Genomic DNA, 22,749 nt, shown 5'->3' with positions numbered 1-22,749 from the left:
GCATGCCCGGACGCGAAGACTTGCCCAGCACGCTGTTGCGCTCCCCGCGCGAGGCCCAGGACACGTGGGTGGCGGCCCATGATTCGGCGCTGGAGACCTACGGCCCCGGCCGCCGCGCCCAGCAGACGGCGTACTCGGCGGTGAAGCACTCGTTCGAAAAGGTCGGCGACCACTGGGAGCCGAAGCCCGAACGCGGACCGTCGGACGAGCAGGCGGCCCGCGGCGCGGGGCAGCCGGCCAAGCCGACGCGCGGGGGAGTGAACGCGACGGCGAGCCGGCAGCACCTGTACGAGCGGGCCAAGCAGCTCGGCATCCCCGGCCGGTCCCGGATGTCCAAAGAGGACTTGGTGGCCGCGCTGGAGAAGGAGAACCGGCGCCGCACCGACCGCGCTCGCCGAGGGAAGTGAAGCCGGGCCGCCGGAATCCGGTGGCTCAGCGGCGGGCCGGCTGCTTCGCGGGGCTCAGCTCGTACAGCGCGTAGGCCTTCCGGATCACCGGCTGGGCCACGTTGCGCACCCGCACCCCGCCCGGCGTCACGCCTTGCTCGCAGCCGAAGTGGGCGTGCCCGTGCAGCGCCAGGTCCGCGCCGGCCTCGTCGATCGGCTCGCACAGCAGGTACGACCCCAGGAACGGGTGGATCTCCGGCGGCTCACCGTGCAGCGTCCCCGGGATCGGCGCGTAGTGCGTCAACGCCACGACCACGTCCGTCTCCAGCGACGCCAGCGCCGAGCGCAGCGAGTCCGCCGACGCGATCGTCGTCTCGACGAACGCCTTCATCTCCCGCTCGCCGAACCGGCTGGCGCACTTGCCCGCGAAGCCACCGCCGAACCCCTTCACGCCGGCGACGCCCAGGGACCCGTCCGGCAGGTCGAACCGCGCGGCGGTGCCCTCGAGCACCACCACGCCGGCCTCGCCGAGCAGCTCCGCGATCCCCTCCGCCTCGTCGCTGTGGTGGTCGTGGTTGCCGAGCACCGCGGCGACCGGCACGCCCAGCCCGGCGACCTCGTCGGCCACCACGCGGGCCTCCGCGCACGTGCCGTGCCGGGTGAGGTCGCCGGCCAGCAGCAGGACGTCCGCGGTGCCGGCCAGGTGGTCCAGCGCGGGGCGCAGCAGCCCCCGCGAATCCTCTCCGAGGTGCACGTCCCCGACGGCGGCGATCCTCATCGGCTGATCTCCTCCGCGCTCGCCGGTTCCCGGACGTCGGCGACCCGGACGTCGTTGTGCACCAGCTCCCCGGTCAGGTACTCGGCGACGACGGCGTCCACCTCCGCCTTCCGCGCCGGGCAGGTGACCTCCCCGGTCAGGTGGACGTGCTCGCCGCGCACGGTCACGTGCACGCCGAGTTCGGCGGTGCGGGTGTCTTCGGCCAGCGCCCGGCTCAGGCGGGCGACGAGGTACTGCGGCGGTTCGGGCACGAGAGCCTCCTTCGGGTCGATCACGGACAGGTCGCCGAGCAGGCCCAGGAACGCCCGCGCGTACGGCGAAGCCGACACCTGGACGGCGACCTCGGTCCAGTTCACCTGCTCGCGCAGATCGCGCGCGATCCGCAGCAGCGGCTCGAAGTCGCAGCGGTGCGGGTCGAGCACGAGCAGCTTGTCCACGAGCAGGTCGGTGCCGGACAGGACCGGCGCGGCGGTCGGGCCCACGCGCATCAGCGCGGCGCGGTCGAGCAGCTCGTCGGTCACCGGCCGGTGGTTGGGCCGGTGGATCAGGTCGACGAGGACGTCGCCGTCGTAGACCTTCGTGAGCCAGTCCTCGGGCGGGTGCTCCCGCCGCAGCCCCGCCGCGGTCAGCACTTCGGCGGCCAGCTCGGTGTCGCCGGGCTTGAGGAAGAGGTCGACGTCGTGGTCGGACGGCGGCCCGCCGCGGGCGTACACGGCCAGCCCGCCCGCGACGGCGAACCGGAGACCGGTCCCGTCCAAGGCGGTCACCACGCGCGTCAGGCTCTGGAGCAGGGCATCCGGTCCCATGGGGGACGATTACCCGCTGCGCCGCGGCTCAACCCGCGGGGCTCACCGGGCGAAGCAGCTCAGCGGGGGCAGGGTGCCGGTCTCGCTGCCGGACAGCTCCACGAGCCAGACGAGCAGGTGGATCACGACGCCGACGACCTCGTCCGGCGCGCCGCGGGCGGCCAGCTCCAGCTGGATGTCGCGGCTCTCGTCGTCCTCGCCGAGATCGGCCAGCAGGGCGCGCAGGGCCGCCAGCGGCCCGGGTGGCAGCCGGTCCACCTCGACCGGCCGGGCTTCCTCGTCGGTCACGGCCACGGTGAAGACCGCCCCGGGATCGGCCGGGTGGCGGGCGCGGACCACCGCCGTGCAGTGGCCGACCAGCTCGGCGGCGACCTCGCCGGGGACCCGGGACGACCCCGCGCGGGCGAGGATCCCCAGTGCGTCGGCGACCACGTCGTACGCGCCGTCCCTCGCCGCGTCGGCCAGCTCGGCGGTGAACTGCCGGACCGAAGCGCCGGCGTCTCGGTTCTCCGTCATCCCGGCCAGGTACCCGGCCCGCCCGCGCCTAACCGGGGCCGGCGGCGTGTGCGGTGGCCGGCCGGTCGGGGGGCGTGCCGCCCGGCCACCGCGACGACCATCGAGAGGGCTCTCCGGCCCGGCTGTGACGGCCGGGCCGGGAGTTCACCGGTTCGGGTGACGCGTCAGCCCGCGGCCAGCCAGTCGAGGTTGATCGCGCCGGTGTCGCCCGGTGCGTAGGAGAGCGTGACCACCGGGTCCCGGCCGGTGAGCGGGACGTCGCCGAAGGTCACCGTGCCCCAGGCGTCCCAGCTGTCGGAGACCTTCGGGAAGCTCACCTGCCGCAGCCGCCGCCCGTCGACCGACAGCGTCATCGTGCGGGTGTCGCTGTTGGCGTTGGCGTACCGCACGGTGAGCGCGGTCGTCGCCGGGTCGCCGGTCGCGCGGTGCAGGGTGAACGTCGACGCCGCGCCCTGCGCCCACAGCCCGTCGAGGAACGCACGGCCCGAGTAGCCGGTGTGGTTCACGTTCGTCTTCACGCCGCCGGTGTTGAGCGCGTCCTCCGCTTCGAGGTGGTCCGGGGCGGGGCAGCCGCTCACCGTTCCCGCGGTGTCGGCGCAGCGGTCGGCCGCGTCGGGCACGCCGTCGCCGTCGCGGTCGCCGGCGGCCGCGCCGGTCAGCGTGATCGCGATGGTGTGGTCGCCGGTCACCGTGGCCGGCACGGTGGCGCCGGGCGCGGGACGGCCGTCGATCGTGACCGAGCCGACCCGGGTGCCCGCGCCGCGCAGCTCGATCGTGAGGGAAGCGTTGCGGTAGCGGAGGTTCCGGAGGGTGACGTCACCCCAGCCGGCCGGGAGGTCGGGCGCGAACACCAGGCCGCGGTCGGTGAACCTCAGCCCGAACAGGCCGGTGTGGACCATGTCGAGGAACGCTGTGGCCGACCAGGTCTGGTCGGGTTCGGAGCCCCAGTGGAACTTCACGGTGTCGCCGAGCCGCTGGTAGCCGCCGTCCACGACCCCGGTGGTGCCGTTGTAGATCTCCCAGTACCCGCTGTTGCCGCCCGCCAGTTCGGCCAGCCGCGCCACCTCCGACGCGAAGGCGCTTTGGTTCCCCTGCCCGGCCAGTGCTTTCGCCCACAGGCCCTGGACCAGCGGCCAGACGATCGCGTTGTGCCGTCCCGGCTGCGCGTCCGAGTAGCGGGTCCAGTTCGGGAACGTGTCGGGCATGCCCCACGTCATCTCCCGCGCGTTGGCCACGATCGACCTGGCCTGCGCCGGGTTCGCGACGCCGAAGAGCAGGGCGAAGGCCAGCCCGGTGCCTTCCTGGTAGGCACCGCGGGAGCCGTCGGCGAGCAGCTGGTAGTCGTAGAGTCCGGTCTTCGCGTTCCAGAAGTGCTCGTTGATCGCGGACTTCAGCGCGTTCGCCTTCGTCCGGTAACCGGCGACCTCCGCACCCGGGCGCCGCAGCTGCTCCGCCATGTTCGCGGCGTTGACGTAGGCGGCGTAGTAGATCTCGTTGGTGCTGAGGTACATCCCGCTCGCGACGCCCGGCCACGGCATGCTGCCGGTGCTGACCGACTCGGTGGCGTCGGCGGGTGGCACGGGGTAGCCGGCGATGCCGTCGTTGAAGAACGACGCGCCGGTGAACAGGCCGTACTCGGCGTCGAACCCGGCCGTGGTGGCGTGTTCGCGGATGCTCAGCGTGTTCGCCGTCGTGCGGTAGGCGTCGGCGAGGAAGCCGGTGTCGCCGGTCACCAGGTAGTGGTGCCACGCCGCCGTCGCCCAGACGACCTGGTCCCACTGCTGGTCGTCCTGCTGGACGCGCAGCGCGCCGCCGGAGTCCTTGTCGACGACCGCCCACAGCGTGTTCCGGGCGAGCGCGGGGGAGAGCAGGCTCGTCGCGTTCCAGCTGTTGACCGACGCGTCGCGCGTCCACGGCTGGTCGTACCCACCGCCCGCGCGGACGATGCCGGTGGCCGGGTCGAGCAGGCCGCTCTTGTCGTACTTCGCGTCGTAGCCGATGGTGTTGGTGCGCAGCAGGTTGTCCAGCGCTTCCTGGTAGGCCGTGCCGAACAGGGCCTGGCTGCCGGGGTTCGCGAACTCGAGCGCCGGTGGCGCCGCGCTCGCGGCCGCCGGGGTGGCGATCACGCCGCACGCGACCACCGTCGCGAAGAGTGCCGAACGGACCCGTTTCCTCATGCGCGTACCTCTTCCGGCGCCGGGGGACCGGGGACAGTCCACCACGGAATGCGGGTTTTTCCCGCCGGCCGCGGGGATTCTGTCCGTTCTTGTCGGGCCGTCACGGTCCGGTAACCGTCGTTGTGCCTGGTAGCACCGTGTGATCAGGTGTCGGGACCGGTGATCGCGTTCGGTGAGGAGGACCGGTGTCGTTCTTCCTTTCGCGGCTGTTCGCGCGCTGGGTCCTCCCGCGCGGCTGGATCCTGCCGGTCGCGGTCGTGGTGGTCGTGTTCGCGACGAGCTGGCCGCTGATGGCGCTGGCCGAGCCGGCCGGCAGCGAGCTGGTCCGGCCCGGAAACTACTGGTGGTACTTCGTCGTCACGACGACCACGGTCGGTTACGGCGACTATTCGCCCGAGACCGCCGCCGGGCACGTCGTGGGCGCGTACGTCATCGCCGGCGGGCTCGCCACGCTGACGACGGTGTTCACGAAGCTCGCGGCGCTGCTGGAACAGGCGAAGGGACGGCGGATGCAGGGGACGGAAGCGGTGCGCCTGAGCGGGCACACGGTGCTGCTCGGGTACGCGGCGGGGCGGACCGAGCGGATCGTGGCCCAGCTGCTGGCCGACGGCGTGCGCGGGCTGGTGCTCTGCGCGCAGGTGCCGGTGCACCCGATGCCGGGGCAGCCGGTGCAGTTCGTCCGCGGGGAGCCGACGGCCGCGGACGTCCTGGCGCTCGCCGGAACCGTGCGCGCGGCCGCCGTCCTGGTCGACGTGGCCGACGACAACGAGGCGCTGGCGGTCGCGGTGACGGTCGACCACGCCAGCCCGGCGGCGCACGTGGTCGTCACCCTGCGCGACCTGGAACGGGCCGAGCTGCTGCGGTACGTGAACCCGCGGCTCCGCTGCGTCCAGTGGCACACGCCGCGGATGGTGACGGAGGAGCTGACGTCCCCGGGGATCGCGGAGGTGTACGCGGAGCTGATGACGGCCGGGGGAGCGGACACGTTCTCGGTGACGCTCCCGGAGTCCCTGGGCCGGCTGCCGGCGTCGCGCTGCCACGTGGCGCTGGGGCGCGCGTACGGGGCGACGGTGCTGGCGGCCCGCACCGGGGAGGGCCTGGTGGTGAACCCGCCGTGGGACGCGGAGCTGGCGGCCGGGGCGGTCCTGTACTACGTCGGCCCACGCCGCCTGACGGGCACTGAGGTCGAGATCGCCCTGCGCGATCCTGCGTGATCGGTCGCTTTGTCCGCTTTTTTGGCGCCGGAAGGTGGCCGCGCCGCGCCGCGGGTTGCATACTGCGACCATGGCGCGAGGGAAAGCGGAGGTCGCGCGGTGAGTCCCCGGGAGGGGTCCTCCCGCCCGAAGTTCGGCAGGATCGACCCGTACTGCCTGATGGCGGTGCTGCCGGTGCTGCTGGTGGCCGGCATCATCGGGTCGCTGGTCAACGTGGCCCTGGGGCTGGGCTGCGCGGTGTTCGCGGGCTTGATCCTGCTGTTCGATTCGTGGGCGAACCGGCCGTCCCGGGCACCGGAGGAGAGCAGCCCGCGGCGTCCGGCGCCGGAGCGTGAACCGGTGCGCCGGGTGGCGCCCCCGCCGGGGCAACGGACGCAGGTAGCGCGGACCCAGGCACCCCGGACCCAGGCACCCCGGGCTCAGGCACCGCGGGCGCAGCAGGTGCCGCGCGGGCAGGTCCCGCCGCGGGGGCAGGTGCCGCCGCGCGGGCAAGTGCCGCGGCCGCAGGCTCCGCGGGTACGGCAAGCGCCGGGTGGAGCGCCTTACCGCTGAGTGCGGTGCGGTGCGATGCCGCGACCGGGTGGGCTTTGCTCCCCGGGCTTTCGTGCCGGGCGATCTCCGGCGATCAGTGGCGACCCGCCGGTGGGCTGCGGCCCTGGCGCGTCCGGCCGCGGATCAGTCCGAAGTGGTCACCTCACACCGTCCCCATGTCCAGCGACAGCCAGTGTTCCGGCCGCAGGTACACGACGATGTGCTCCCCGACCCGGCTCCGCTCGAACTCCAGGTAGCCGTCCACCTTCTCCTCGGGCAAGTACCGGCGCGCCATCTCCCGGGCCAGCGACGGGCTGTCCGGTTCCGTGCGGACGACCGGCCCCTCCACCGACACGTACCGGACCGTCGGGGAGGTCCGCTGCGCCAGCAGGCTGAACCGCCCGGCGGCCGAGATCGCCTTCATCTTGCGGGACTCCGGCAGCGTCCGCACCCACAGCTCGCCGCCCGGGGTGTACTGGTACCACAGCGGTACCGTCAGCGGGGCCCGGTCCGGTCGTTCCACCACCGACAACGCGCCGATGTTGGGTTCGGCCAAAAACTTCTCGCGTTCCTCCGTCGAAAGAGCCATGCGCCCGACGCTACCGGCACCCACCGACAGAAGATCACGTGCCGGGCAGCGCGAAGACCTCCTCGATCGCCCACTGGCGCGACGAAAGTCCCTGCTCGTGGTGGTAGCGCAAATAAGTCTCCAAGGTCGCACGATTGGCTGAAATCCCGTACGGCCACCAATCCGCGCCGAACTCGGCTTCGACGCGCTCGACCAGCGCGTTCATCCACGGCACCATCGTCGGCACCTGGTAAAGCCGCCGATCGCGCCGGTAGCTGTCGGCGGCCGCCGACGCCGCCTCCGAAAACAGCCGGTAGACCTCCTCGGCGGCGTCCAGCAGCTCGCGGCGGATCACCACGACGTGCATGATCGGGAAGATCCCGGTGCGCCGGTGGTAGTCGCGCTCGAGCGGCTCGAAGTCGGGGAACAAGCGGACCACGTCGGGGGCGCCGTCCAGCACGCACTGCGGGACGTTCGCCGAGAACAGCGCGTCGATCTCGCCCGCCGCCAGCAAGTCGCCGAGCGCCCGGTCGGACGTCGTCACCGAGACGTCCTCCGGGTGCGGGTGCGGGATGAACCCGAACGGCGCGGCCGGCCGCTCCAGCCCGCCGATCACCCACCGGTTGCGCGCCGGCTCGAAGCCGTAGTCGTCCGCGAGGATTCCCTTGGCCCACACGCCGGAGTCCTGCCCGTACGTGCCGAACTCGCCGATCGTCCGGTCCACGAGGCCGGCCGGCCCGGTGATCCCGGAGCGCGTGTTGACGAAGACGCACGAGTGCCGGAACACGCGGTTGGGGAAGATCGGCAGCGCGACGTACGGCAGCCCGGATTCCAGCAGCCGCAAGTAGAACGTCAGGCCCAGCTCGGCCACGTCGAACTCGTGGTCGCGGACCGTCCGCTCGAAGATCTCCGGCAGCGTGGCGGCCGTCTGCACGGTGACGTCGGTGCGGTCGAACAGCGCCCGGGTCGTGTCGTAGCGGTAGCACCCGATCGTGAGAGTCATACCGGAATCGTTCGCCGCGGAGGCGCCGGACGTCCAAGTCCGGCTCGGTGCACCCGATACCGTGTGGGTATCGTGACGCCGTGGACCTGCGCGCGCTCCGCTACTTCGTCGCGGTCGCCGACGAGCGGCACGTCGGCCGGGCCGCGAGCCGGCTGCACATGACGCAACCGCCGCTGAGCCGGGCGATCCGGCAGCTGGAGGACGAGCTCGGGGCCGCCCTGTTCGAGCGCACCCCCCAGGGCGTCACCCTGACCCCCGCCGGCTCGGTGCTCTACACCGAAGCGGACGCGCTCCTCAACCACGCCGGCCGGATCCCCAGCCGGGTCACCGCCGCCGCGGGCGCGGCCGGCCTGACCGTCGGCACCCTGGCCGACGCGGCCGGACACGTCAGTACCCGGCTGGTCCCGCTGTTCCGGGAGCGCCACCCGCACGTCGACGTCCGCGTCCACGAAACCGACCTCGGCGACCCGGCGGCGGGCCTGCGCACCGGCCTCGTCGACGTCGCGCTGACGCGGACTCCGTTCGACACCGCGGGAATCGGCACGCACGTGCTGCGCTCGGTGCCGGTCGGGGTGGTGGTACGCGACGAAGACCCGCTCGCCAGGCGGCCGTCCGTGCCGGCCGGCGACCTGGCGGGCCGCCGGTGGGTCCGCCTGCCCGACGGAGCCGATCCACTGTGGACCGCCTTCTGGACCGGCGGTGCGCCGGACGGGGACGCGCCGGTGCTGCGGACCGTCCAGGAATGCCTGCAGGCCGTGCTGTGGAACGGAACCGCGGCGCTCGCCCCGGTCGACCAGCCGCTCCCGCCCGGCCTGGTCGTCGTGCCGCTGGCGGACCGGCCGCCGAGCGACCTCGTGGTGGCCTGGCCGAAAGCCGGCCGCAGCCCGCTCGTCCGCGGCTTCGTCCAGGTGGCCGCGGCGGTCCACCGGGAGTGACGGTCCCCGGCGCGGAGCTTGCCGCACCGGGGACGCCGGCTCACTGGCAGGCTTCGCAGTCCGGGTCGTCGATGCGGCAGGCCGCACCGTCGGTGAGGTCGAAGTCGAAGTCGTCGAGCACCGGGACCACCGGGGTGGTCGAGGCGTCGGCCGGCGTGGTGGTGGCGGACATGGCCCTCCTTGGGTTCGGTCGGTTCCTACCCCTGTTCAGCGCCCAAGATCGACGCGCATTCCGTGACGCGGAGCACATCCGGTGTGCTAGCTTCCCGGCATGCGCCTCGTCTTCGCCCGGACGCTCGCGGTCATCGCATCCCTTCTCCTGTTTTCCCTGGTCACCCCGGCCGCGAACGCGTCGCCGCCGTCCGCGTGCGAGTGCGCGACGCCGTCGATCGACCGGCTGCAGCAGTGGCTCGCCAGTGGTGAGGGCACCACCGTCCCGGCCACCGGGAACCTTCTCGTCCCCGAAGGACGCGGGTACACCGCGAAGATCGACTTCCTGAACGCCGAGTGGCACGTGGCCGTCGTGTGGCTCGGGAACCGGTTCGAGGCGCAGGCCGATCTCTCCCGTTCGGCCGGCTTCTGGCTGACCTACCGCGCCACCGACGACCTCTACGTCCAGTTGCGCCCGGCCTCGCACTGGAGCGGTGGCGACAAGTGGCTCACCCTCGTGCCGTCGACGCGCGGGAAGCTCGTCACGAAGTTCTTCGGCTTCAAGCCCCGCGCGTGGACGTCACTGCCGGAGCTGGGGACGCCGGCCTACTCGTTCGCCTCGGCGCTCACCGAAGCCCGCGGCCTGGTCTTCGTCGGCAAGACCCCGAACCGGCTGGAGTTCCGGGGCCTGCGCGTCGACGGCTACCGGCCGCCCTGCCTCTGACGGATGGCCTCTTCGGCCGTCGGGTAGGTCGGGAAGAAGTCCGACAGCCCCGTCAGCGCGAACGTCCTGGTGAGCCGGGCCGGAACGGCGACCAGGGCGATCGAGGCCCCGGCCGCCTCGGCGGCGTTGCGTGCCGCGATCAACGCCGAGATCCCGCTGGAGTCGCAGAACGTCACCCCGGCCAGGTCGACGACGAGCAGCTGCCCGGTCGCCAGCACCAGCTCCCCGATCCGGGTGCGCAGCCGGGGCGCGGTGGCGACGTCGAGCTCACCCCGGACGGTCAGGATCGGGCCCGATTCCGCGGGGTCCGTCGAGGTCGAGAACGGGCTCGTCATGGCTGATCGCCTCCGGTCGGGGGAATGCCGAACGCCAGCAGGGCGGTGTCGTCCTCGACACCGTCGCCGAAGCCGGCCAGCAGGGCGGTGACCGCCTCGACGACCGCGGGCGCGGTCGCCGGGGCCAGGCCGGTCAGGTCCTCGCGAAGCCGCTCTTCGCTGTAGCGGGTGCGGCCGTTCGTGCGGGCTTCGGTCAGCCCGTCGGTGTAGAGCAGCAGCGTGTCGCCGGGCGCCAGGCGCACGTCGGCCGAGACGAACCGGGCGCCGGGCAGGGCGCCGACGAGCTGGCCGCCCCGCAGGGGCAGGAACCGCGCGGTCCCGTCGGCGGTGATCAGCAACGCCGGCGGGTGGCCGCCGCCGGCCAGGGTGACGGTCGCGTGGCCGCCGTCCGGCCGGATCCGGCCGTTGACGACCGTGCAGTAGCGCGGGTCGCTGCTGTGGAAATGCTGGTGCAGCACCGTGTTGAGGGTGCCGAGCGCCACGGCGGGGTCCGGGTCGTGGACCGCCGCCGCCCGCAGCGTGTAGCGCGCCAGCGACGTCACCACCGCGGCCGGCGCGCCCTTGCCCGAGACGTCGCCGAGGAAGAACCCCCACGTGTCGCCGGTGATCGGGAACAGGTCGTAGAAGTCGCCGCCGACCTGGTCGGCCGACGCCGGGTGGTAGTACGCCGCCACCTGCATGCCGGGCACTTCGGCGGGCGCCGGCGGCAGCAGCGTCTGCTGGAGGGTTCTCGCCAGCCGCTGCACGCGGTCGCGTTCTCGTTCGGCTTCGTCGCGCGCCCGCAGCAGTTCCTGCTCGTAGGCGCGGCGGTCGCGCGCGTCGAACACCGTGGTGCGGATGAGCTGGGCCTCGCCGTCGAGGCCGGTCTTGACCGTCGAGGTCACCAGCACCGGCAGCCGGCCGCCGCTCGCCGTCTTCAGCTCGAAGGCCACGCCGCCGAGCTCGCCCTGCATGCGCAGCAGCGGTGCGAAGTGCGTCTCGTGGTATAGCCGGCCACCGACGGTCAGCAGGTCGGCGAACCGCCGTCGCCCTACGATCTCGTCGCGGTCGTGGCCGAGCCAGCTCAGCAGCGTCGCGTTGATCTTCGCGATGGTGCCGTCCAGCAGCGTCGAGAGGTAGCCGCAGGGGGCGTTCTCGTAGAGGTCCTCCGCGCTGTCCTCCAGCAGCGCGGAAAACGCCGGGTCCGCGTTCTCCCGGCCGCCCGCGCCGGCCTCGCACATCATGGGCCGCTCACGAAGGCCGTGATCGCGGCGGCGGTGGCTTCGGGCGCGCTGAGCTGCGGGCAGTGCCCGATCGCGTCGAGCGTCACCAGGTGGCTGCCGGCGATCCGGTCGTGGGTGAACCGCCCGACCTCGGGCGGCGCGATGGCGTCCTGCGCGCACTGGACGACCAGCGTCGGCACGGAGACCTTCGCCAGGTCGTCGCGGTTGTCGGAAAGGAAGGTGGCGCGCGCGAAGACCCGTGCGATCGCGGGATCGGTGCGGCAGAAGCTGTTCGTCAGCTCCTCGCCCAGTTCCGGGCGGTCCGGGTTGCCCATGATCACCGGCGCCATCGCCGCCGACCAGCCGAGGTAGTTCGACTCGAGCGCTTCGAGCAGCTCGTCGATGTCCTCGCGGCTGAAGCCGCCGCGGTAGCCGTCGTCGTCGAGGTAGCACGGCGACGGCGTGAGCAGCACCAGCTTCGCGAACCGGTCCGGCTCGCGGTTGGCGGCCAGGACGGCGATCATCGCGCTGACGGAGTGCCCGACGAGCACGACGTCGGTCAGGCCGAGTTCGTGGCACAGGGCGAGGACGTCGTCGGCGTAGCCGTCGAGGGTGCCGTAGCGCTCCGGGGTCCAGGCGGACAGGTCCGAACGCCCGGCGCCGGTGTGGTCGAACAGCACGACGCGGTACCGCTCGGCGAGGGCGGGGACGACCAGGCGCCACAGGTTCTGGTCGCAGCCGAAGCCGTGGGCCAGCAGCACGACGGGCCCGTCTTCGCGCCCGGTCTCGACGACGTTGTTCCTGGTCCGCATGCTCACCGGCCACATCCTGCCACCCACGCCCGGCGTGGCGGAGGCCGAGCCGGGCTTGTTTGAGATCGCCGGTGAGTGGGTACTGGAGGAGGCTCTGCTGCGGCGGGACACGCGGCGCGCGGCCGGCGCCGAGGCGTGGTTGTCGCAAGTGGACGGTCGAGGGCACCGCGGCCGGAGCGTGGTCCGCCTTCGCTGCCCGGTTGCTGTGCGGGAGCGAGCGTGCGTCCGATATGCCCGGTACCTATCTTTTGTCCTGTACGACGAAAGTCGGTACCGCGGGCCCGGGCCACGGGATCACCCTCGGGCGGAGCGGATCACCGGATCCCCACCGCGACCGGCGCGGCCATCCCTCGTGCCGGTTTCTCCCCGAGAAAGCGAGTACCGGCATGCGCACAAGACACCTGCTCGCCCGCACCGCCACCGCGCTGGCAGCCACCGCCGCGGTCGCCGGCTTCCTGACGAGCCCGGCCGGCGCGGTCACCATCGACGGCTACGCCCCCGACGTCCAGCGCGACGCCGTCGCGTCCCTCGCCGCGGAGGCCGGGATCGGCGAGTCCGCCGCGGTCGCGCTGCTGCGGACGCAGGCCGCGAGCGTCGAGACCCTGCACCGGGTCACGGCCGACCTGGGCGCCCGCGCGGTCGACGGCTACCTCGACGCCGCGGCGAAGCCCGTGGTGAACGTGCTCGACCGGGAAGCCGCCGACCGGGTGACCGCGGCCGGCGCGCAGGCCCGGCTCGTCAAGTATTCGAGCGCGGCGCTCGCGGGCGCGCAGAACGCCCTGCGGGCGCTGCCGGCGGTCGCGCACACGTCGATCGGGCTCGACCCGAAGACCAACCAGGTCGTGCTGACGGTCGCGGACGCGGCCAAGGGCACCGACACCCTGCTGAACGCCGCGGCGTCGCTCGGCGACCGCGTCCGCGTCGAGCGGGTCGCGGGGGAGATGCACACGGCGATCTACAACGGCGAGGCCATCACCGGCGGCGGCACGCGCTGCTCGGTCGGCTTCAACACCAACCGCGGCGGCCAGAACTACATCCTGGACGCCGGCCACTGCACGCGCGCGGTGTCGCAGTGGAACGTCGGCCCGTCGCAGGGGTCGAGCTTCCCGGGCAACGACTACGGCCTGATCCGCAACACCACGGGCAGCGCCCCCGGCGCGGTCACCCTGTGGAACGGCTCGACGCAGCGGATCAGCTCGGCCGGCACGGCGACGGTCGGCCAGCGGATCAGCAAGAGCGGCAGCACGACGCACCTGACGTCGGGCTCGGTCACGCGGACGAACGTGACGGTGAACTACGCCGAGGGCTCGGTGTCCCAGCTGATCCAGACCAACGCGCTGGTCAACCCGGGAGACTCGGGCGGCTGCCTGTTCGCGGGCAGCGTCGGCCTCGGCATCACGTCCGGCAAGGGGTCGGGAACGTCGTTCTTCCAGCCGGTCGGCGAGGCGATGAGCGCCTACGGCGTGAGCCTGAACTAGGTCTCGGCTAGTCGCGGCGGCTGCGGCCGAAGACCATCCGGTAGAGGACGAGGATGATCAGCGCGCCGAGGATCGCCAGGCCCCACGTGCGGAGATCGAAGAACGTGCCGAGATCCGTGTGGAACAGGGTCTTGCCGACCCAGCCGCCGACGAACGCGCCGCCGATGCCGAGCAGGATCGTGATGATGCAGCCGCCCGGGTCCTTGCCCGGCATGAGGGCCTTCGCGATCAAGCCCGCGATGAGCCCGAGCACGATCCAGCTGATGACGCCCACGGGTGCCTCCGTCCGCCTGTCTTCCTGATCGCCAGAGGATGGCAGGCGGACGGCCGCCCGGCGCGGTGAGCCACGCCGACGTGATCGGATTCTCAGCCGGAGAGCGCCCGGTAGCCGGAGCAGAGGACGCGCAGCCAGCCGATTTCTCCGTTTTGCGCCGTGTAGTACGCCTGCTGCTCGACGAGGTGGTCGGCGCCGTCGCGCCCGACCCGCAGCCGGTAGGTGACGTGCTCGCAGTCCGCGACCCGGCCGGTGGTTACCGAGCACAGTTCGTGGATGGTCCGGCCGGGACCGAACCAGCGGCCCAGGATCACGTCGTCGACGATCTCCGCGGGATCGGTGGCGCTCCAGTGGCGGCCCGGAGTGAGCGCGGCGAAGTCGACTTCGCCGGCCAGCACCGCGTGCAGCCCGGCGGAGTCACGAGCCGCGAGAGCGTGGGCGAACTTCTCGCCTGCGGTGGTCATGGCGTCAGTAGCTGAACGTCGTGACGGGCTCGTCGCCGATCCACTCCCACATCGGCACGGTGCCGCCGAGGGACGCGTTGGCGACCAGGCCGTCGTCGGCGAGGTGGCGGGCATTGAAGCAGATCGGGCAGACCAGGAACCGGCCGCCGGCGGCTTCGTAGCGCTTGACCAGGTCGGCCAGCGGCGGGCAGCCCTCGCAGGCGGTCGCCTGGGCGAACCCGTCGAGGGCGAGGCGGACCGCCTCCTTGGTGAGGAACATCAGCGTCGCTCGGTGCTGTTCGGCGGCGCCGACCGCGACGAGGAACGCGACGGTGACCTTCTCGGGGTCTTCGAGACCGGTGGTGAGGCTGATGACGGCGCGGGTGGGCATGGCGGGCTCCTTACGGTTCGCCTCAGCCTCGTGCTCACCCGCCCGCCCGCGCATGGGGCGGATGCCTCATCTTCCGGGCAGGCCCGCGATGCCGTGTTCGAGCGCGAACAGCCCGGCGCCGGTCCGGTTGGACACGCCGGCCTTGGCGTAGATGTGCTCGACGTGGTTGCGGACCGTCTTCTCGCTGATCGACAGCTCGCGCGCGATCTCCCGGTTCGAGCCGCCGCCGGCGAGCAGCCGCAGCACCTCGACCTCGCGCCCGGTCAGCCCCGCGGGGTGCGCCGTCCGGCGGCGCGCGTGCCCGGCCGCGAGCAGCACGGCGTCGACGGCGTGGGCGTCCAACCGGGACTCCCGCGCCTGCTGCCGCAGGATCTCGGCCGCGTCCACGGCGTCGCGCGCCGGGCGGTGCGGCCGCGGTTCGCGCAGCGCGTGGTAGACGTCGGCGGCGGCGAGCAGCCGCGCGTGCGGGGCCAGCGCCGCGCCGGCCACGCCGAGCGGGTAGCCGGAGCCGTCGAGCCGTTCGTGGTGGGCGGCCGCGACGACCGCGACCTGCTCCAGGCCCTTGACCCGGCGCAGGATCCGGCCGGTCAGGTAGGGGTGCAGCCGGACACGTTCGCGCTCGGCTTCCGTCAGCGGGCCGGGCTTTTCCCAGATGCTGTTGGGCACGCCCATCCGGCCGAGGTCGTGCACGAGCCCGGCCCGCCGGACGAGCCGGACGTCCGGTTCGGACAGTCCACTGTGGCGCGCGGCTTCGGCGGCGAGGCCGGCGACCCCCCGTGAGTGCCCGATCGCGAACGGGCACTTGAGGTCGGCGAAGTCGCCGATGGCGGTGAGCAGGTCGTCGAGTTCGTCGTCGGTGAGGGTCCGGTCGCGGTCGGGGGCCTGGTCGAGGGCGGCCGTCCAGACGTCGGCGTCGAGCAGGCCGTCGAGGATTTCGCCTGCCGCGCCGGTGAACGCGGCGACGACGGCGGGGTCGAACTGGCGGCCGCTGCGCGCTTCGGCCATCGCCTTGGCGGCGGCCACCCCGCCGCGACGCAGGTGCACCTCGGCGACCTCGGCGAGGTGCACGACCCGTACCTCGATCGGGAGCCGGTCGCCGCGGGCGCCGGCGGGCAGGCCGCTGCCGTCCCAGCGTTCGAAGGTGCCGGCCAGCGCGCGGCCGACCGTCTCGCCGAGTCCCAGCCGGTCGGCGAGCCGTCCGGCCGAGGAGCAGTGGGAGTGGATCAGCTCGGCGAGCCGGCCGCGGGCCCGCAGGAGGAAGGCGGCCGCGACGACACCCCGCGCGACCGGGGCTCGGTCCCGGCCGGCGTGGGTGGCGAGCAGGCGCAGGAAGGGCAGGCCGGCCCAGTCGACGCGGTAGGTGGCGGAGCGGAAGGCGATGTCGTCGCCGAACCACGCGGCCAGTTCGTGGGAGTCGGCGTGACAGCCGATCCAGGCGACGAGGGTGGCGTAGAAGGTGGTGCCGCGCTGGTCGTCGTCGAGCCCGAGCCGCTCGGCGAGCCGGGTGGCGATCAGCGCCGAGCGCAGCATGTGCTCCATGGGCTGCCCGAGCCCGAGGTCGATGGCGAGCGAAAGAGCGGCGAGCACCTCGGCGCGCCGCGGCCCGTCCGGCTGGATCGCCATGGGCACCGCCTTTCGTCGGGGAGAAGCGTGCCACCCGGACGGCCCGCTGACCAAGCTGCTCCGTCCGGGTGACCATCCGTAACGGCCCGGTAGCTCTCGGAGACTGACCTTGCGGTGACCCCGATGTAGAGGAGCCGTGGATGAAGATCGACCTGTTCAACGAGATCCAGAACCCGCGGCCCTGGCCCGAAGGGCACGAACAGCTGCGGTTCCGGCAGGCGATCGAACAGGCCGTCCTCGCCGACGAACTCGGCTACGGGTGCTGGTGGCAGGTCGAGCACCACGGCGCGGGGGAGTTCAGCCTCTCGTCCGCACCGGAGCTGATGCTCGCGGCGCTTTCGCAGCGCACCAGCCGGATCCGGCTCGGGCACTCCGCGGTGCTCGCGCCGGGGCGGTTCAACCACCCGATCCGCGTCGCCGAGCGGGCGGCGACGCTCGACCACCTCAGCGGCGGGCGCGTCGAGCTGGGGCTGACCCGCTCGACGATCCCCGAGTGGCGCCTGTTCGGCATCGAACCGGACGACGCCCGCGCGCAGACCCAGCAGGCGTTCGAGATGGTGCCGAAGATGTGGACCTCCGAGCGGTTCTCCTACGAGAGCGACGCCTACCGCGTCGACGGCGTCGCGATCGGGCCGAAACCGCTGCAGAAGCCGCACCCGCCGCTGTGGCAGGCGGCCGCGAGCCCGGCGTCGTTCGAGGAGGCGGGCCGGCGCGGGGTGGGCGTGCTGGGCACGACGATGTGGGAGTCCCTCGAACGCGCGGGCCGCCTGGTCGACCTATACCGCGCGGCGGCCGCGCGGTGCACCGATCCGGTCGGGGCGTTCGTCAACGACCAGGTCGGCTTCTTCACGTTCGTCCACTGCGCGGACACCGACGAGGAGGCCATGCGGGACGGCGCGGCGGCCGCGGCGGCGTGGTACACGGTGACGGCGCTGACGTTCTTCGAAGCGGCCACGGAGTTCGTGCGCGCCAACGCCCGCAACGAGGAGCTGGTGAAGGCCCCGGGCCTGACGGGCGACTTCCTGCGCGGCGAGGCTTCGAACGCACCTTCGGAGGCGAACCTCCTGATCGCCCGGATCCTGCAGGGCGAGCAGGTCCCGGACGAGGAGGTGTTCGAGGTGCTGAGCGCGCAGGACTCGCTGATCGTGGGCAGCCCCGAGACGTGCCGCAAGAAGCTGCGCGCGTACGCGGAGCTGGGCATCGACCGGATGATGTGCCTCCAGCAGATCGGCGGCATCCCGCACGAAAAGGTGCTGAAGAGCATCCGGCTGATCGGCGAGCTGATCCCCGACCTGGCGTGACTACGCCGTGAAGCCGCCGTCGACCGGGACCACCACTCCGCTCAAGTGACTCGCCCGGTCGCTCAGCAAGAACGCCGCCGTCGAGCCCACTTCCGTGCCCGTTCCCGCCTTCCGCAACGGCGTTGCCGCGATCCGGGCCTCCACGCCGCCCGGGATCGTGCGGCGCAGCTCGTCCAGCATCGGTGTCTCCGTCGGGCCCGGCGCCAGCACGTTGACGCGGATGCCCAGCGGGCCGAAGTCGTGGGCGGCCGTGCGGGTCAAGCCGATCACCGCGTGCTTCGTCGCCTGGTACGCGCCCATGCCCGGGCTGCCGCGCAGGCCGCCGATGCTGCTCACGTTCACGATCGAGCCCGCGCCCTGCCGCTCCATCACCGCGGCCTCCGCCCGCAGGCACAGCCACGTGCCCTTGACGTTCACCGCCATGATCCGGTCGAAGTCCGCTTCGGACACCTGGTCGAGGCGCCCGCCGCCGCCCATCGCCGCGTTGTTGAACGCGCCGTCGAGCCGGCCGAAGCGGGACACCGTCGCCGCCACGAACGCGTCCACATCGGACGCCGACGACACGTCGCCCGTCGTGTAGGCGACGTCGTAGTCCGACAGCTCCGCCGCCAGCTTGGACAACGGCTCTTCGTGCCGGGCCACCAGCATCACCGAAGCACCGTCCGAAGCGAACACCCGCGCGGCGTCCGCGCCGATGCCCGAACTGGCCCCGACCACCAGAACCACTTTCCCCGTCAGCAAACTCATGCCGCTCCTCCTCGCAGTGCCAGCATCGCGCGCGCGTCGGCCGGCGTGGCGATCGGTTTCCCGAGATCCTCCACGACCGCCCGGATCTTCCGGACCTGCTGGGCGTTGCTCTCCGCGAGCCGCCCCTTGCCGATCCACAGGCTGTCCTCCAGGCCGACCCGCACGTGCCCGCCGAGCCACGCGCTGTGCGTGCCGAAGCTCAGCTGGTCGCGCCCGGCGGCAAACGCCGAAAAGCAGTAGTCGTCGCCGAAGAGCTTGTCCGCGATCCGCACCATGTGCTCCAGGTTCGCGTGGTCGGCGCCGATCCCGCCGAGGACGCCGAACACGCCCTGGATCAGCAACGGCGGTTTCGCCAGGCCCAGTTCGACGAAGTACGCCAGCGAGTACAGGTGCCCGATGTCGTAGCACTCGTACTCGAACCGCGTCCCGGACTCCCCGAGCGCCCGCAACGTGTGCTCGATCTTGTCGAAGGTGTTCACGAACGGGTGTGAGTACGTGTTGAGCACGTATGGCTTTTCCCAGTCGTGCTTCCACTCCGTCACCTTGTCGGCGATGCCCGAGTAGACGAAGTTCATCGACCCCATGTTCATCGACGCGAGTTCCGGCCGCAGCCGGTAGGCGGCCGCGAGCCGTTCGTCCATCGTCATCGACGACGCGCCGCCGGTGGTGATGTTGATGACGGCGTCGGACTCCGCCGTGATCCTTCCGACGATCTTCTCGAAGACGTCGGGATCGGGCGTCGGCCGCCCGTCCGGCTCGCGGGCGTGCAGGTGCACGACGGCCGAGCCCGCTTGGATGGCCTCCAGCGCGGCGTCGGCGACTTCGTCGGCGGACAAGGGCAGGTACGGGCTCTGCGACGGGATGTTCACCGAGCCGGTGATCGCGGTGGTGATGATGACTTTTTCGGCCGTGCGCATCAATCCTCCTGGGGCGCGAGCGCCCGGTAGGCGTCGAGCTTCGCGTCGTCGAGCGGGCCGGCCAGCGTCAGCGCCACCTGGGTGGCGCCGGCTTCGTACTGCGCTCGCACCGCCTCGCGCACCTGGTCGGGGGTGCCGCAGGCGACGAGCGCGTCGACGAGCCGGTTGGACCCCGGCGGCGCGAGGTCGGCGTCGGTGAAGCCGAGCCGCTTCAGTTTGGCGAGCTGGTGGGGGAGCGTCAGGTAGTAGGCGAGCCGGTCCCGGGCGACCTCGCGGGCGGCGGCACGCGACCGGCCCACCACCGCCCACTGGACCACCGACAGGAACAGGTCCGGGCCGACCGTCTCGCGCGCCCAGCGGGTGTGATCCGGCGTGACGAGGAAGGTGATCAGCCCGTCGGCGCGCTCGGCCGCCAGCCGGGTGATCCCGGCCGAGTACGCCCCGAGCACCTTCGGTACTCCAGGCGCCACCTTGTCGACGCCGTCGAGGTACTCCCGCAGGAAGGGGAGCGGTCCGACCCCGCGTTCACGGACCGCTCCGCTCACCCCGAGGCCGAGCACGTACCGCCCGGGGTACCCGGCGGCGAGGTCCCGGGCCGCCGAGCCCGCCGACTTCGGCACGCGCTCCAGCGCCCGGGCGACGCCGTTGCCGACGATCACCCGCTCGGTGGCGGAAAGGACCAGCGCCGCCGTCGTGAACGCCTCGCGCCCGTTCACCTCGGGGATCCAGACCGTCCGGTGGCCGAAGTCCTCGAGCGCGCGCACGAACCGGAGGACGCCGTCGTGGTCCAGGTGGTCCAGTTCGCCGAGCGACAACGCCGCGCGGGGCAGCGAAAGCGTCATGCGGTCGCGTCCCGGAAGGCCGTGACCAGGCCGCGGGCGGCTTCGGCCAGCATCGTCGTGTCGTTGCTGAGCAGCACGAAGTCGCAGCCGTCCCGGACCGCCCGCGCGGCTTTCCCCGGAACCCCGCCGAACGCGAGCCCGCACTTCTTCCCCGCGTCGTGCGCGGCCGAGATCGCCGAAGCGATCAGGTCGAGCACGTCGGGGGACGCGGGCGTCGAGCCCATCGACATCGACAGGTCCGCCGCCCCGACGAACACCGCGTCCACGGTGTCCAGCGCGAGCATCTCCGGCGCGGCCTTGATCGCCTCGACGCTTTCCAGCTGCGGGATGCACAGCACGTCGTCGTTCCCGGTGGCCAGGTACTCGGTGGCCGGCTTCAGTCCCCACGAGCCCGCCCGGCTGGTGCCCCCGGCGCCGCGGACACCGTGCGGCGGGAACCGGCACGCCCGCCCGACCGCCGCCGCTTCTTCGACCGTGTCGACGTGCGGCACGAGGATGCCCCTCGCCCCTGCGTCGAGGATCTTCTGGATCGTCGACGGCGTCTTGTCCGGCACCCGCACGATCGGCGTCATGCCGAGCGCGGCGGCGGTGTTGATGAGCCGGTACGCCGTCACCAGGTCCAGGGGCGCGTGTTCGAGGTCGACGACGACGAAGTCGAACCCGGCGAACGCCATGATCTCGGCCGGCTCGGTCGAGGCGATCTTCAGCCAGGTGCCGACGGGAGTGTGCGGGAGGGAGAACAGCCCGCCTCCGGTCCGGCCGCTCACGGCATCGGGTAATCGTCGGCGTTCAGGACCCAGCCGGGCTTCTCCGAGAAGTCCACCCGCGGCGGGCTGAAGATGTCGATCAGCTGGTTGACGCCCGGGTCGCTCGCTGCGGAGGTGTGCACGGTCGGCGGCGGGATGATCGTCACCGACGGGCTGCCGATCCGCACGTGCTCGTCCTCGCGCCAGGTCGTGCTGTCGGGCAGCCACGGCGTGCGGATGTGGTGGACGTATTCCCCTTGCACGGCCAGGGAAAGCTGCTCGAAGTCGTCGTGGTGGTGCGGCGAGAGCTTGCGCGGGTCGCGCGGGCCGTCCTGCAGCGGCAGGAAGTTCACCATGAACGACCGAGTGCGGAAGATCCGGCCGAACCGCTTCGGGTCGTCCGGCACCTCCGAGAGCGGGTAGCAGCGGACGCGCTCTTCGGCGGGTGCCGGCCAGCGTTCCAGCAGCGCGACACGTGGGTGGTCGTGCGCGTAAGCGTCCGCGTTGGCCGCGCGGTCCCGCCACGCGGGTTCGGTGGCCTCGACCAGCCGCACCAGCGGGCCGTCGCCGTGCACGCTGATCCGGGACGCGCCGGGCGGGACCACGACGAGCCCCGGCGAGTCCACTTTGGTCGCACCGTCGGCGGTCAGCACGGTGAACGCGGGGGAGGCGCCGGTGACGACGATCGCCAGCTCGCCTTCGAGCGTGCCGTTGTCGAGGTCGTCGCCGTCACGGGCGTCGGTGTGGATGAGGATGACGTTCTGGGCTCGCACGACCGGGTTCTCGCGCAGGTCGAGGTACTGCGCCGCGGCGATCGCGTCGCCGCTGTCGGGCCGGGCCGCGGTGGCCAGGCCGGCGCGGGGATCGTCCTTTTCGTACACGAGCGGGTCCTTTCAGGCGTCGAGGTTCAGCAGGTACGTCGGGTTGTCGCGGACCATCCGCCGCAGGTCCTTCTCCGGCAGGCCGAGGTCGAGCAGCGCCTCGCTCACCCGCAGCCACGCGTCGACCGGCTTCGGGTTGGCCTTCTGGCCGAAGTCCGACGCCAGCACCGTGTGCTCCGGGCCGAGCGCCTCGATCCAGGTCAGCAGGTTCTTCGGGTCCCACTTCTGGGTGCCCTCGGGGTCGTACATGCCGACCTCGTGCTCGATGAACGCGCCGAGCTCGATCAGCTCGCGGCACAGGGCCGGGTCGGCGCCGATGACGAAGTCGGGGTGGCTGACGACCATCCGCTTCATGCCGCGTTCGTGGGCCTCCTGGAAGAGCGTCTTGATGTACTCGGGGTACATGTGCCCGCCGTTGAGGACGGCCTGCTGCTCCTTGATCTCGTCGAGGATCTCGAGCGCCTCGGGCTTGAGCGCCCCTGCGCCGTCGACGATGTCGATGCGCTCGAGCGTCAGCGGGACAGTGGTGGTCGGGAAGGCGCCGTCCTCGGGGTGGCAGTCGATGTGCCGGCCGGAGGAGATGGTCGGGAACCAGACGACCTTGCCGCCCATGCGCAGGGTCATCCGCACGGCGTGGACGTTGAGGCCGCCGACCGTGCTGTTCAGCGCGATCCCGCCGAAGGCCTGCGCCTTGACGCCTTCGAGCCGGCCCTTCATCGCGAGGATGTCCATCTGGGTGTTGTGGTGGTGGGACTTCGCGACCATGGCGCGCATCCCGATCCGGGCGCCGTCCTGCGCGGCCTCCACGTGGTCGAAGCGCCGGGGGAACGGGCTCGGGCCGGAGTGGACGTGCATGTCGACCAGGCCGTCCAGGACGGCGGCGATGGCGGGGCTCATCAGCGTGCCTCTCGTTCGCATTATGAAGTCAAAGTTCACTATAAGACCGGCTGTCAACCCTGTGACCGCTCT

The 22,749-nt window shown here is 72.4% G+C and carries 27 protein-coding genes; 7 read left to right on the top strand and 20 right to left on the bottom strand.

The window, feature by feature from the left end; genetic code table 11:
- Positions 1 to 2: 2 nt before the first annotated feature.
- Positions 3 to 407, top strand: coding sequence for a ChaB family protein (locus ACWEVP_RS00900; protein WP_452060549.1), 405 nt, complete (start codon positions 3 to 5; stop codon positions 405 to 407).
- A gap of 25 nt (positions 408 to 432) precedes the next feature.
- On the opposite strand, the gene ACWEVP_RS00895 is transcribed toward ACWEVP_RS00900, so the two are convergent.
- The 4 genes from ACWEVP_RS00895 to ACWEVP_RS00880 form a co-directional block, all read right to left on the bottom strand.
- The gene (locus tag ACWEVP_RS00895; protein ID WP_452060548.1) at positions 433 to 1,164 is read right to left on the bottom strand and encodes a metallophosphoesterase family protein; all 732 of its coding nucleotides are present in this window, start codon (positions 1,162 to 1,164) and stop codon (positions 433 to 435) included.
- Entirely contained in the window at positions 1,161 to 1,970 is an 810-nt protein-coding gene (locus ACWEVP_RS00890; RefSeq protein ID WP_452060547.1) for a nucleotidyltransferase, read from the bottom strand. Before ACWEVP_RS00890 ends, ACWEVP_RS00895 begins: the two co-directional genes overlap by 4 nt.
- Before the next feature lie 42 nt (positions 1,971 to 2,012).
- Positions 2,013 to 2,486 carry a hypothetical protein gene (locus ACWEVP_RS00885; RefSeq protein ID WP_452060546.1) on the bottom strand — a complete coding sequence of 158 codons (474 nt, stop codon included), beginning with the start codon at positions 2,484 to 2,486 and terminating at the stop codon, positions 2,013 to 2,015.
- A 164-nt stretch (positions 2,487 to 2,650) separates the two neighbouring features.
- A complete protein-coding gene (locus tag ACWEVP_RS00880; RefSeq protein WP_452060545.1) occupies positions 2,651 to 4,663 on the bottom strand; it encodes an MGH1-like glycoside hydrolase domain-containing protein in 2,013 nt (670 codons plus the stop codon).
- A gap of 185 nt (positions 4,664 to 4,848) precedes the next feature.
- Here ACWEVP_RS00880 and ACWEVP_RS00875 point away from each other — a divergent pair, with 185 nt between their 5' ends.
- Complete coding sequence (locus ACWEVP_RS00875) at positions 4,849 to 5,877, top strand: ion channel (RefSeq protein WP_452060544.1); 1,029 nt, start codon at positions 4,849 to 4,851, stop codon at positions 5,875 to 5,877.
- A 99-nt stretch (positions 5,878 to 5,976) separates the two neighbouring features.
- Complete coding sequence (locus ACWEVP_RS00870) at positions 5,977 to 6,429, top strand: hypothetical protein (RefSeq protein ID WP_452060543.1); 453 nt, start codon at positions 5,977 to 5,979, stop codon at positions 6,427 to 6,429.
- 142 nt (positions 6,430 to 6,571) lie between these two features.
- Here the strand turns inward: ACWEVP_RS00870 and ACWEVP_RS00865 are convergent, their stop codons facing one another.
- Both ACWEVP_RS00865 and ACWEVP_RS00860 read right to left on the bottom strand, forming a co-directional pair.
- Positions 6,572 to 6,997: a pyridoxamine 5'-phosphate oxidase family protein gene (locus tag ACWEVP_RS00865; protein ID WP_452060542.1), complete on the bottom strand. Its 426-nt coding sequence runs from the start codon at positions 6,995 to 6,997 to the stop codon at positions 6,572 to 6,574.
- Between the two features lie 34 nt (positions 6,998 to 7,031).
- On the bottom strand, positions 7,032 to 7,979 hold the full coding sequence (locus ACWEVP_RS00860) for a 4,5-dihydroxyphthalate decarboxylase (protein WP_452060541.1): 948 nt from the start codon (positions 7,977 to 7,979) through the stop codon (positions 7,032 to 7,034).
- An 80-nt stretch (positions 7,980 to 8,059) separates the two neighbouring features.
- Between ACWEVP_RS00860 and ACWEVP_RS00855 the strand changes: the two genes are divergently transcribed.
- A complete protein-coding gene (locus ACWEVP_RS00855; RefSeq protein ID WP_452060540.1) occupies positions 8,060 to 8,914 on the top strand; it encodes a LysR family transcriptional regulator in 855 nt (284 codons plus the stop codon).
- A gap of 40 nt (positions 8,915 to 8,954) precedes the next feature.
- Here the strand turns inward: ACWEVP_RS00855 and ACWEVP_RS00850 are convergent, their stop codons facing one another.
- Positions 8,955 to 9,086: a hypothetical protein gene (locus ACWEVP_RS00850; RefSeq protein ID WP_372666270.1), complete on the bottom strand. Its 132-nt coding sequence runs from the start codon at positions 9,084 to 9,086 to the stop codon at positions 8,955 to 8,957.
- Between the two features lie 99 nt (positions 9,087 to 9,185).
- On the opposite strand from ACWEVP_RS00850, the gene ACWEVP_RS00845 reads away from it, so the two are divergent.
- Entirely contained in the window at positions 9,186 to 9,788 is a 603-nt protein-coding gene (locus ACWEVP_RS00845; protein ID WP_452060539.1) for a hypothetical protein, read from the top strand.
- On the opposite strand, the gene ACWEVP_RS00840 is transcribed toward ACWEVP_RS00845, so the two are convergent.
- Genes ACWEVP_RS00840 through ACWEVP_RS00830 form a run of 3 tightly spaced genes read right to left on the bottom strand, consistent with a single transcriptional unit; the run spans position 9,767 to position 12,143 of the window.
- Entirely contained in the window at positions 9,767 to 10,123 is a 357-nt protein-coding gene (locus tag ACWEVP_RS00840) for an STAS domain-containing protein (RefSeq protein ID WP_452060538.1), read from the bottom strand. The genes ACWEVP_RS00845 and ACWEVP_RS00840 overlap by 22 nt on opposite strands.
- Positions 10,120 to 11,346 carry a PP2C family protein-serine/threonine phosphatase gene (locus ACWEVP_RS00835; protein ID WP_452060537.1) on the bottom strand — a complete coding sequence of 409 codons (1,227 nt, stop codon included), beginning with the start codon at positions 11,344 to 11,346 and terminating at the stop codon, positions 10,120 to 10,122. The genes ACWEVP_RS00840 and ACWEVP_RS00835 overlap by 4 nt, the downstream gene beginning before the upstream one ends.
- On the bottom strand, positions 11,343 to 12,143 hold the full coding sequence (locus tag ACWEVP_RS00830) for an alpha/beta fold hydrolase (RefSeq protein WP_452060536.1): 801 nt from the start codon (positions 12,141 to 12,143) through the stop codon (positions 11,343 to 11,345). Before ACWEVP_RS00830 ends, ACWEVP_RS00835 begins: the two co-directional genes overlap by 4 nt.
- Before the next feature lie 380 nt (positions 12,144 to 12,523).
- Here ACWEVP_RS00830 and ACWEVP_RS00825 point away from each other — a divergent pair, with 380 nt between their 5' ends.
- Positions 12,524 to 13,615, top strand: coding sequence for an alpha-lytic protease prodomain-containing protein (locus ACWEVP_RS00825; protein ID WP_452060535.1), 1,092 nt, complete (start codon positions 12,524 to 12,526; stop codon positions 13,613 to 13,615).
- A 7-nt stretch (positions 13,616 to 13,622) separates the two neighbouring features.
- Here the strand turns inward: ACWEVP_RS00825 and ACWEVP_RS00820 are convergent, their stop codons facing one another.
- The 4 genes from ACWEVP_RS00820 to ACWEVP_RS00805 all read right to left on the bottom strand — a co-directional run bounded on the left by ACWEVP_RS00820 (position 13,623) and on the right by ACWEVP_RS00805 (position 16,346).
- Positions 13,623 to 13,889: a GlsB/YeaQ/YmgE family stress response membrane protein gene (locus ACWEVP_RS00820; protein ID WP_452060534.1), complete on the bottom strand. Its 267-nt coding sequence runs from the start codon at positions 13,887 to 13,889 to the stop codon at positions 13,623 to 13,625.
- Positions 13,890 to 13,981: 92 nt separating this feature from the next.
- Positions 13,982 to 14,353, bottom strand: coding sequence for a hypothetical protein (locus tag ACWEVP_RS00815; protein ID WP_452060533.1), 372 nt, complete (start codon positions 14,351 to 14,353; stop codon positions 13,982 to 13,984).
- A 4-nt stretch (positions 14,354 to 14,357) separates the two neighbouring features.
- Positions 14,358 to 14,723: a DsrE family protein gene (locus tag ACWEVP_RS00810; RefSeq protein ID WP_452060532.1), complete on the bottom strand. Its 366-nt coding sequence runs from the start codon at positions 14,721 to 14,723 to the stop codon at positions 14,358 to 14,360.
- 66 nt (positions 14,724 to 14,789) lie between these two features.
- Positions 14,790 to 16,346 (bottom strand): HD domain-containing phosphohydrolase, encoded by a 1,557-nt coding sequence (locus ACWEVP_RS00805; protein WP_452060531.1) that lies wholly within the window; start codon positions 16,344 to 16,346, stop codon positions 14,790 to 14,792.
- A 140-nt stretch (positions 16,347 to 16,486) separates the two neighbouring features.
- On the opposite strand from ACWEVP_RS00805, the gene ACWEVP_RS00800 reads away from it, so the two are divergent.
- Positions 16,487 to 17,647 carry an LLM class flavin-dependent oxidoreductase gene (locus tag ACWEVP_RS00800; protein WP_452060530.1) on the top strand — a complete coding sequence of 387 codons (1,161 nt, stop codon included), beginning with the start codon at positions 16,487 to 16,489 and terminating at the stop codon, positions 17,645 to 17,647.
- Here the strand turns inward: ACWEVP_RS00800 and ACWEVP_RS00795 are convergent, their stop codons facing one another.
- The 6 genes from ACWEVP_RS00795 to ACWEVP_RS00770 are packed head-to-tail and all read right to left on the bottom strand — an operon-like array spanning position 17,648 to position 22,677.
- Complete coding sequence (locus ACWEVP_RS00795) at positions 17,648 to 18,394, bottom strand: SDR family NAD(P)-dependent oxidoreductase (protein ID WP_452060529.1); 747 nt, start codon at positions 18,392 to 18,394, stop codon at positions 17,648 to 17,650. It abuts the gene before it with no gap.
- Entirely contained in the window at positions 18,391 to 19,311 is a 921-nt protein-coding gene (locus ACWEVP_RS00790) for a 3-keto-5-aminohexanoate cleavage protein (RefSeq protein ID WP_452060528.1), read from the bottom strand. The genes ACWEVP_RS00795 and ACWEVP_RS00790 overlap by 4 nt, the downstream gene beginning before the upstream one ends.
- Positions 19,311 to 20,153, bottom strand: a complete 843-nt coding sequence (locus ACWEVP_RS00785; protein ID WP_452060527.1) for an LLM class flavin-dependent oxidoreductase — start codon at positions 20,151 to 20,153, stop codon at positions 19,311 to 19,313. Before ACWEVP_RS00785 ends, ACWEVP_RS00790 begins: the two co-directional genes overlap by 1 nt.
- Positions 20,150 to 20,920 carry an HpcH/HpaI aldolase family protein gene (locus tag ACWEVP_RS00780; RefSeq protein ID WP_452060526.1) on the bottom strand — a complete coding sequence of 257 codons (771 nt, stop codon included), beginning with the start codon at positions 20,918 to 20,920 and terminating at the stop codon, positions 20,150 to 20,152. Before ACWEVP_RS00780 ends, ACWEVP_RS00785 begins: the two co-directional genes overlap by 4 nt.
- The gene (locus ACWEVP_RS00775; RefSeq protein ID WP_452060525.1) at positions 20,917 to 21,780 is read right to left on the bottom strand and encodes a hypothetical protein; all 864 of its coding nucleotides are present in this window, start codon (positions 21,778 to 21,780) and stop codon (positions 20,917 to 20,919) included. Before ACWEVP_RS00775 ends, ACWEVP_RS00780 begins: the two co-directional genes overlap by 4 nt.
- A gap of 12 nt (positions 21,781 to 21,792) precedes the next feature.
- The gene (locus tag ACWEVP_RS00770; RefSeq protein WP_452060524.1) at positions 21,793 to 22,677 is read right to left on the bottom strand and encodes a DUF6282 family protein; all 885 of its coding nucleotides are present in this window, start codon (positions 22,675 to 22,677) and stop codon (positions 21,793 to 21,795) included.
- Between the last annotated feature and the right edge of the window lie 72 nt (positions 22,678 to 22,749).

This window comes from Amycolatopsis sp. NPDC003865 (assembly GCF_053605345.1).
This window is presented reverse-complemented; position numbering and strand designations above follow the sequence as displayed.

Coding starts and splice junctions, on each gene's coding strand:
- ACWEVP_RS00835 (WP_452060537.1), bottom strand. CDS start 11,346: ATGATGTGCGAGGCCGGCGCGGGCGGCCGGGAGAACGCGGACCCGGCG.
- ACWEVP_RS00850 (WP_372666270.1), bottom strand. CDS start 9,086: ATGTCCGCCACCACCACGCCGGCCGACGCCTCGACCACCCCGGTGGTC.
- ACWEVP_RS00860 (WP_452060541.1), bottom strand. CDS start 7,979: ATGACTCTCACGATCGGGTGCTACCGCTACGACACGACCCGGGCGCTG.
- ACWEVP_RS00800 (WP_452060530.1), top strand. CDS start 16,487: ATGAAGATCGACCTGTTCAACGAGATCCAGAACCCGCGGCCCTGGCCC.
- ACWEVP_RS00795 (WP_452060529.1), bottom strand. CDS start 18,394: ATGAGTTTGCTGACGGGGAAAGTGGTTCTGGTGGTCGGGGCCAGTTCG.
- ACWEVP_RS00810 (WP_452060532.1), bottom strand. CDS start 14,723: ATGCCCACCCGCGCCGTCATCAGCCTCACCACCGGTCTCGAAGACCCC.
- ACWEVP_RS00880 (WP_452060545.1), bottom strand. CDS start 4,663: ATGAGGAAACGGGTCCGTTCGGCACTCTTCGCGACGGTGGTCGCGTGC.
- ACWEVP_RS00865 (WP_452060542.1), bottom strand. CDS start 6,997: ATGGCTCTTTCGACGGAGGAACGCGAGAAGTTTTTGGCCGAACCCAAC.
- ACWEVP_RS00785 (WP_452060527.1), bottom strand. CDS start 20,153: ATGACGCTTTCGCTGCCCCGCGCGGCGTTGTCGCTCGGCGAACTGGAC.
- ACWEVP_RS00890 (WP_452060547.1), bottom strand. CDS start 1,970: ATGGGACCGGATGCCCTGCTCCAGAGCCTGACGCGCGTGGTGACCGCC.
- ACWEVP_RS00845 (WP_452060539.1), top strand. CDS start 9,186: ATGCGCCTCGTCTTCGCCCGGACGCTCGCGGTCATCGCATCCCTTCTC.
- ACWEVP_RS00805 (WP_452060531.1), bottom strand. CDS start 16,346: ATGGCGATCCAGCCGGACGGGCCGCGGCGCGCCGAGGTGCTCGCCGCT.
- ACWEVP_RS00885 (WP_452060546.1), bottom strand. CDS start 2,486: ATGACGGAGAACCGAGACGCCGGCGCTTCGGTCCGGCAGTTCACCGCC.
- ACWEVP_RS00770 (WP_452060524.1), bottom strand. CDS start 22,677: ATGAGCCCCGCCATCGCCGCCGTCCTGGACGGCCTGGTCGACATGCAC.
- ACWEVP_RS00790 (WP_452060528.1), bottom strand. CDS start 19,311: ATGCGCACGGCCGAAAAAGTCATCATCACCACCGCGATCACCGGCTCG.
- ACWEVP_RS00825 (WP_452060535.1), top strand. CDS start 12,524: ATGCGCACAAGACACCTGCTCGCCCGCACCGCCACCGCGCTGGCAGCC.
- ACWEVP_RS00900 (WP_452060549.1), top strand. CDS start 3: ATGCCCGGACGCGAAGACTTGCCCAGCACGCTGTTGCGCTCCCCGCGC.
- ACWEVP_RS00815 (WP_452060533.1), bottom strand. CDS start 14,353: ATGACCACCGCAGGCGAGAAGTTCGCCCACGCTCTCGCGGCTCGTGAC.
- ACWEVP_RS00840 (WP_452060538.1), bottom strand. CDS start 10,123: ATGACGAGCCCGTTCTCGACCTCGACGGACCCCGCGGAATCGGGCCCG.
- ACWEVP_RS00895 (WP_452060548.1), bottom strand. CDS start 1,164: ATGAGGATCGCCGCCGTCGGGGACGTGCACCTCGGAGAGGATTCGCGG.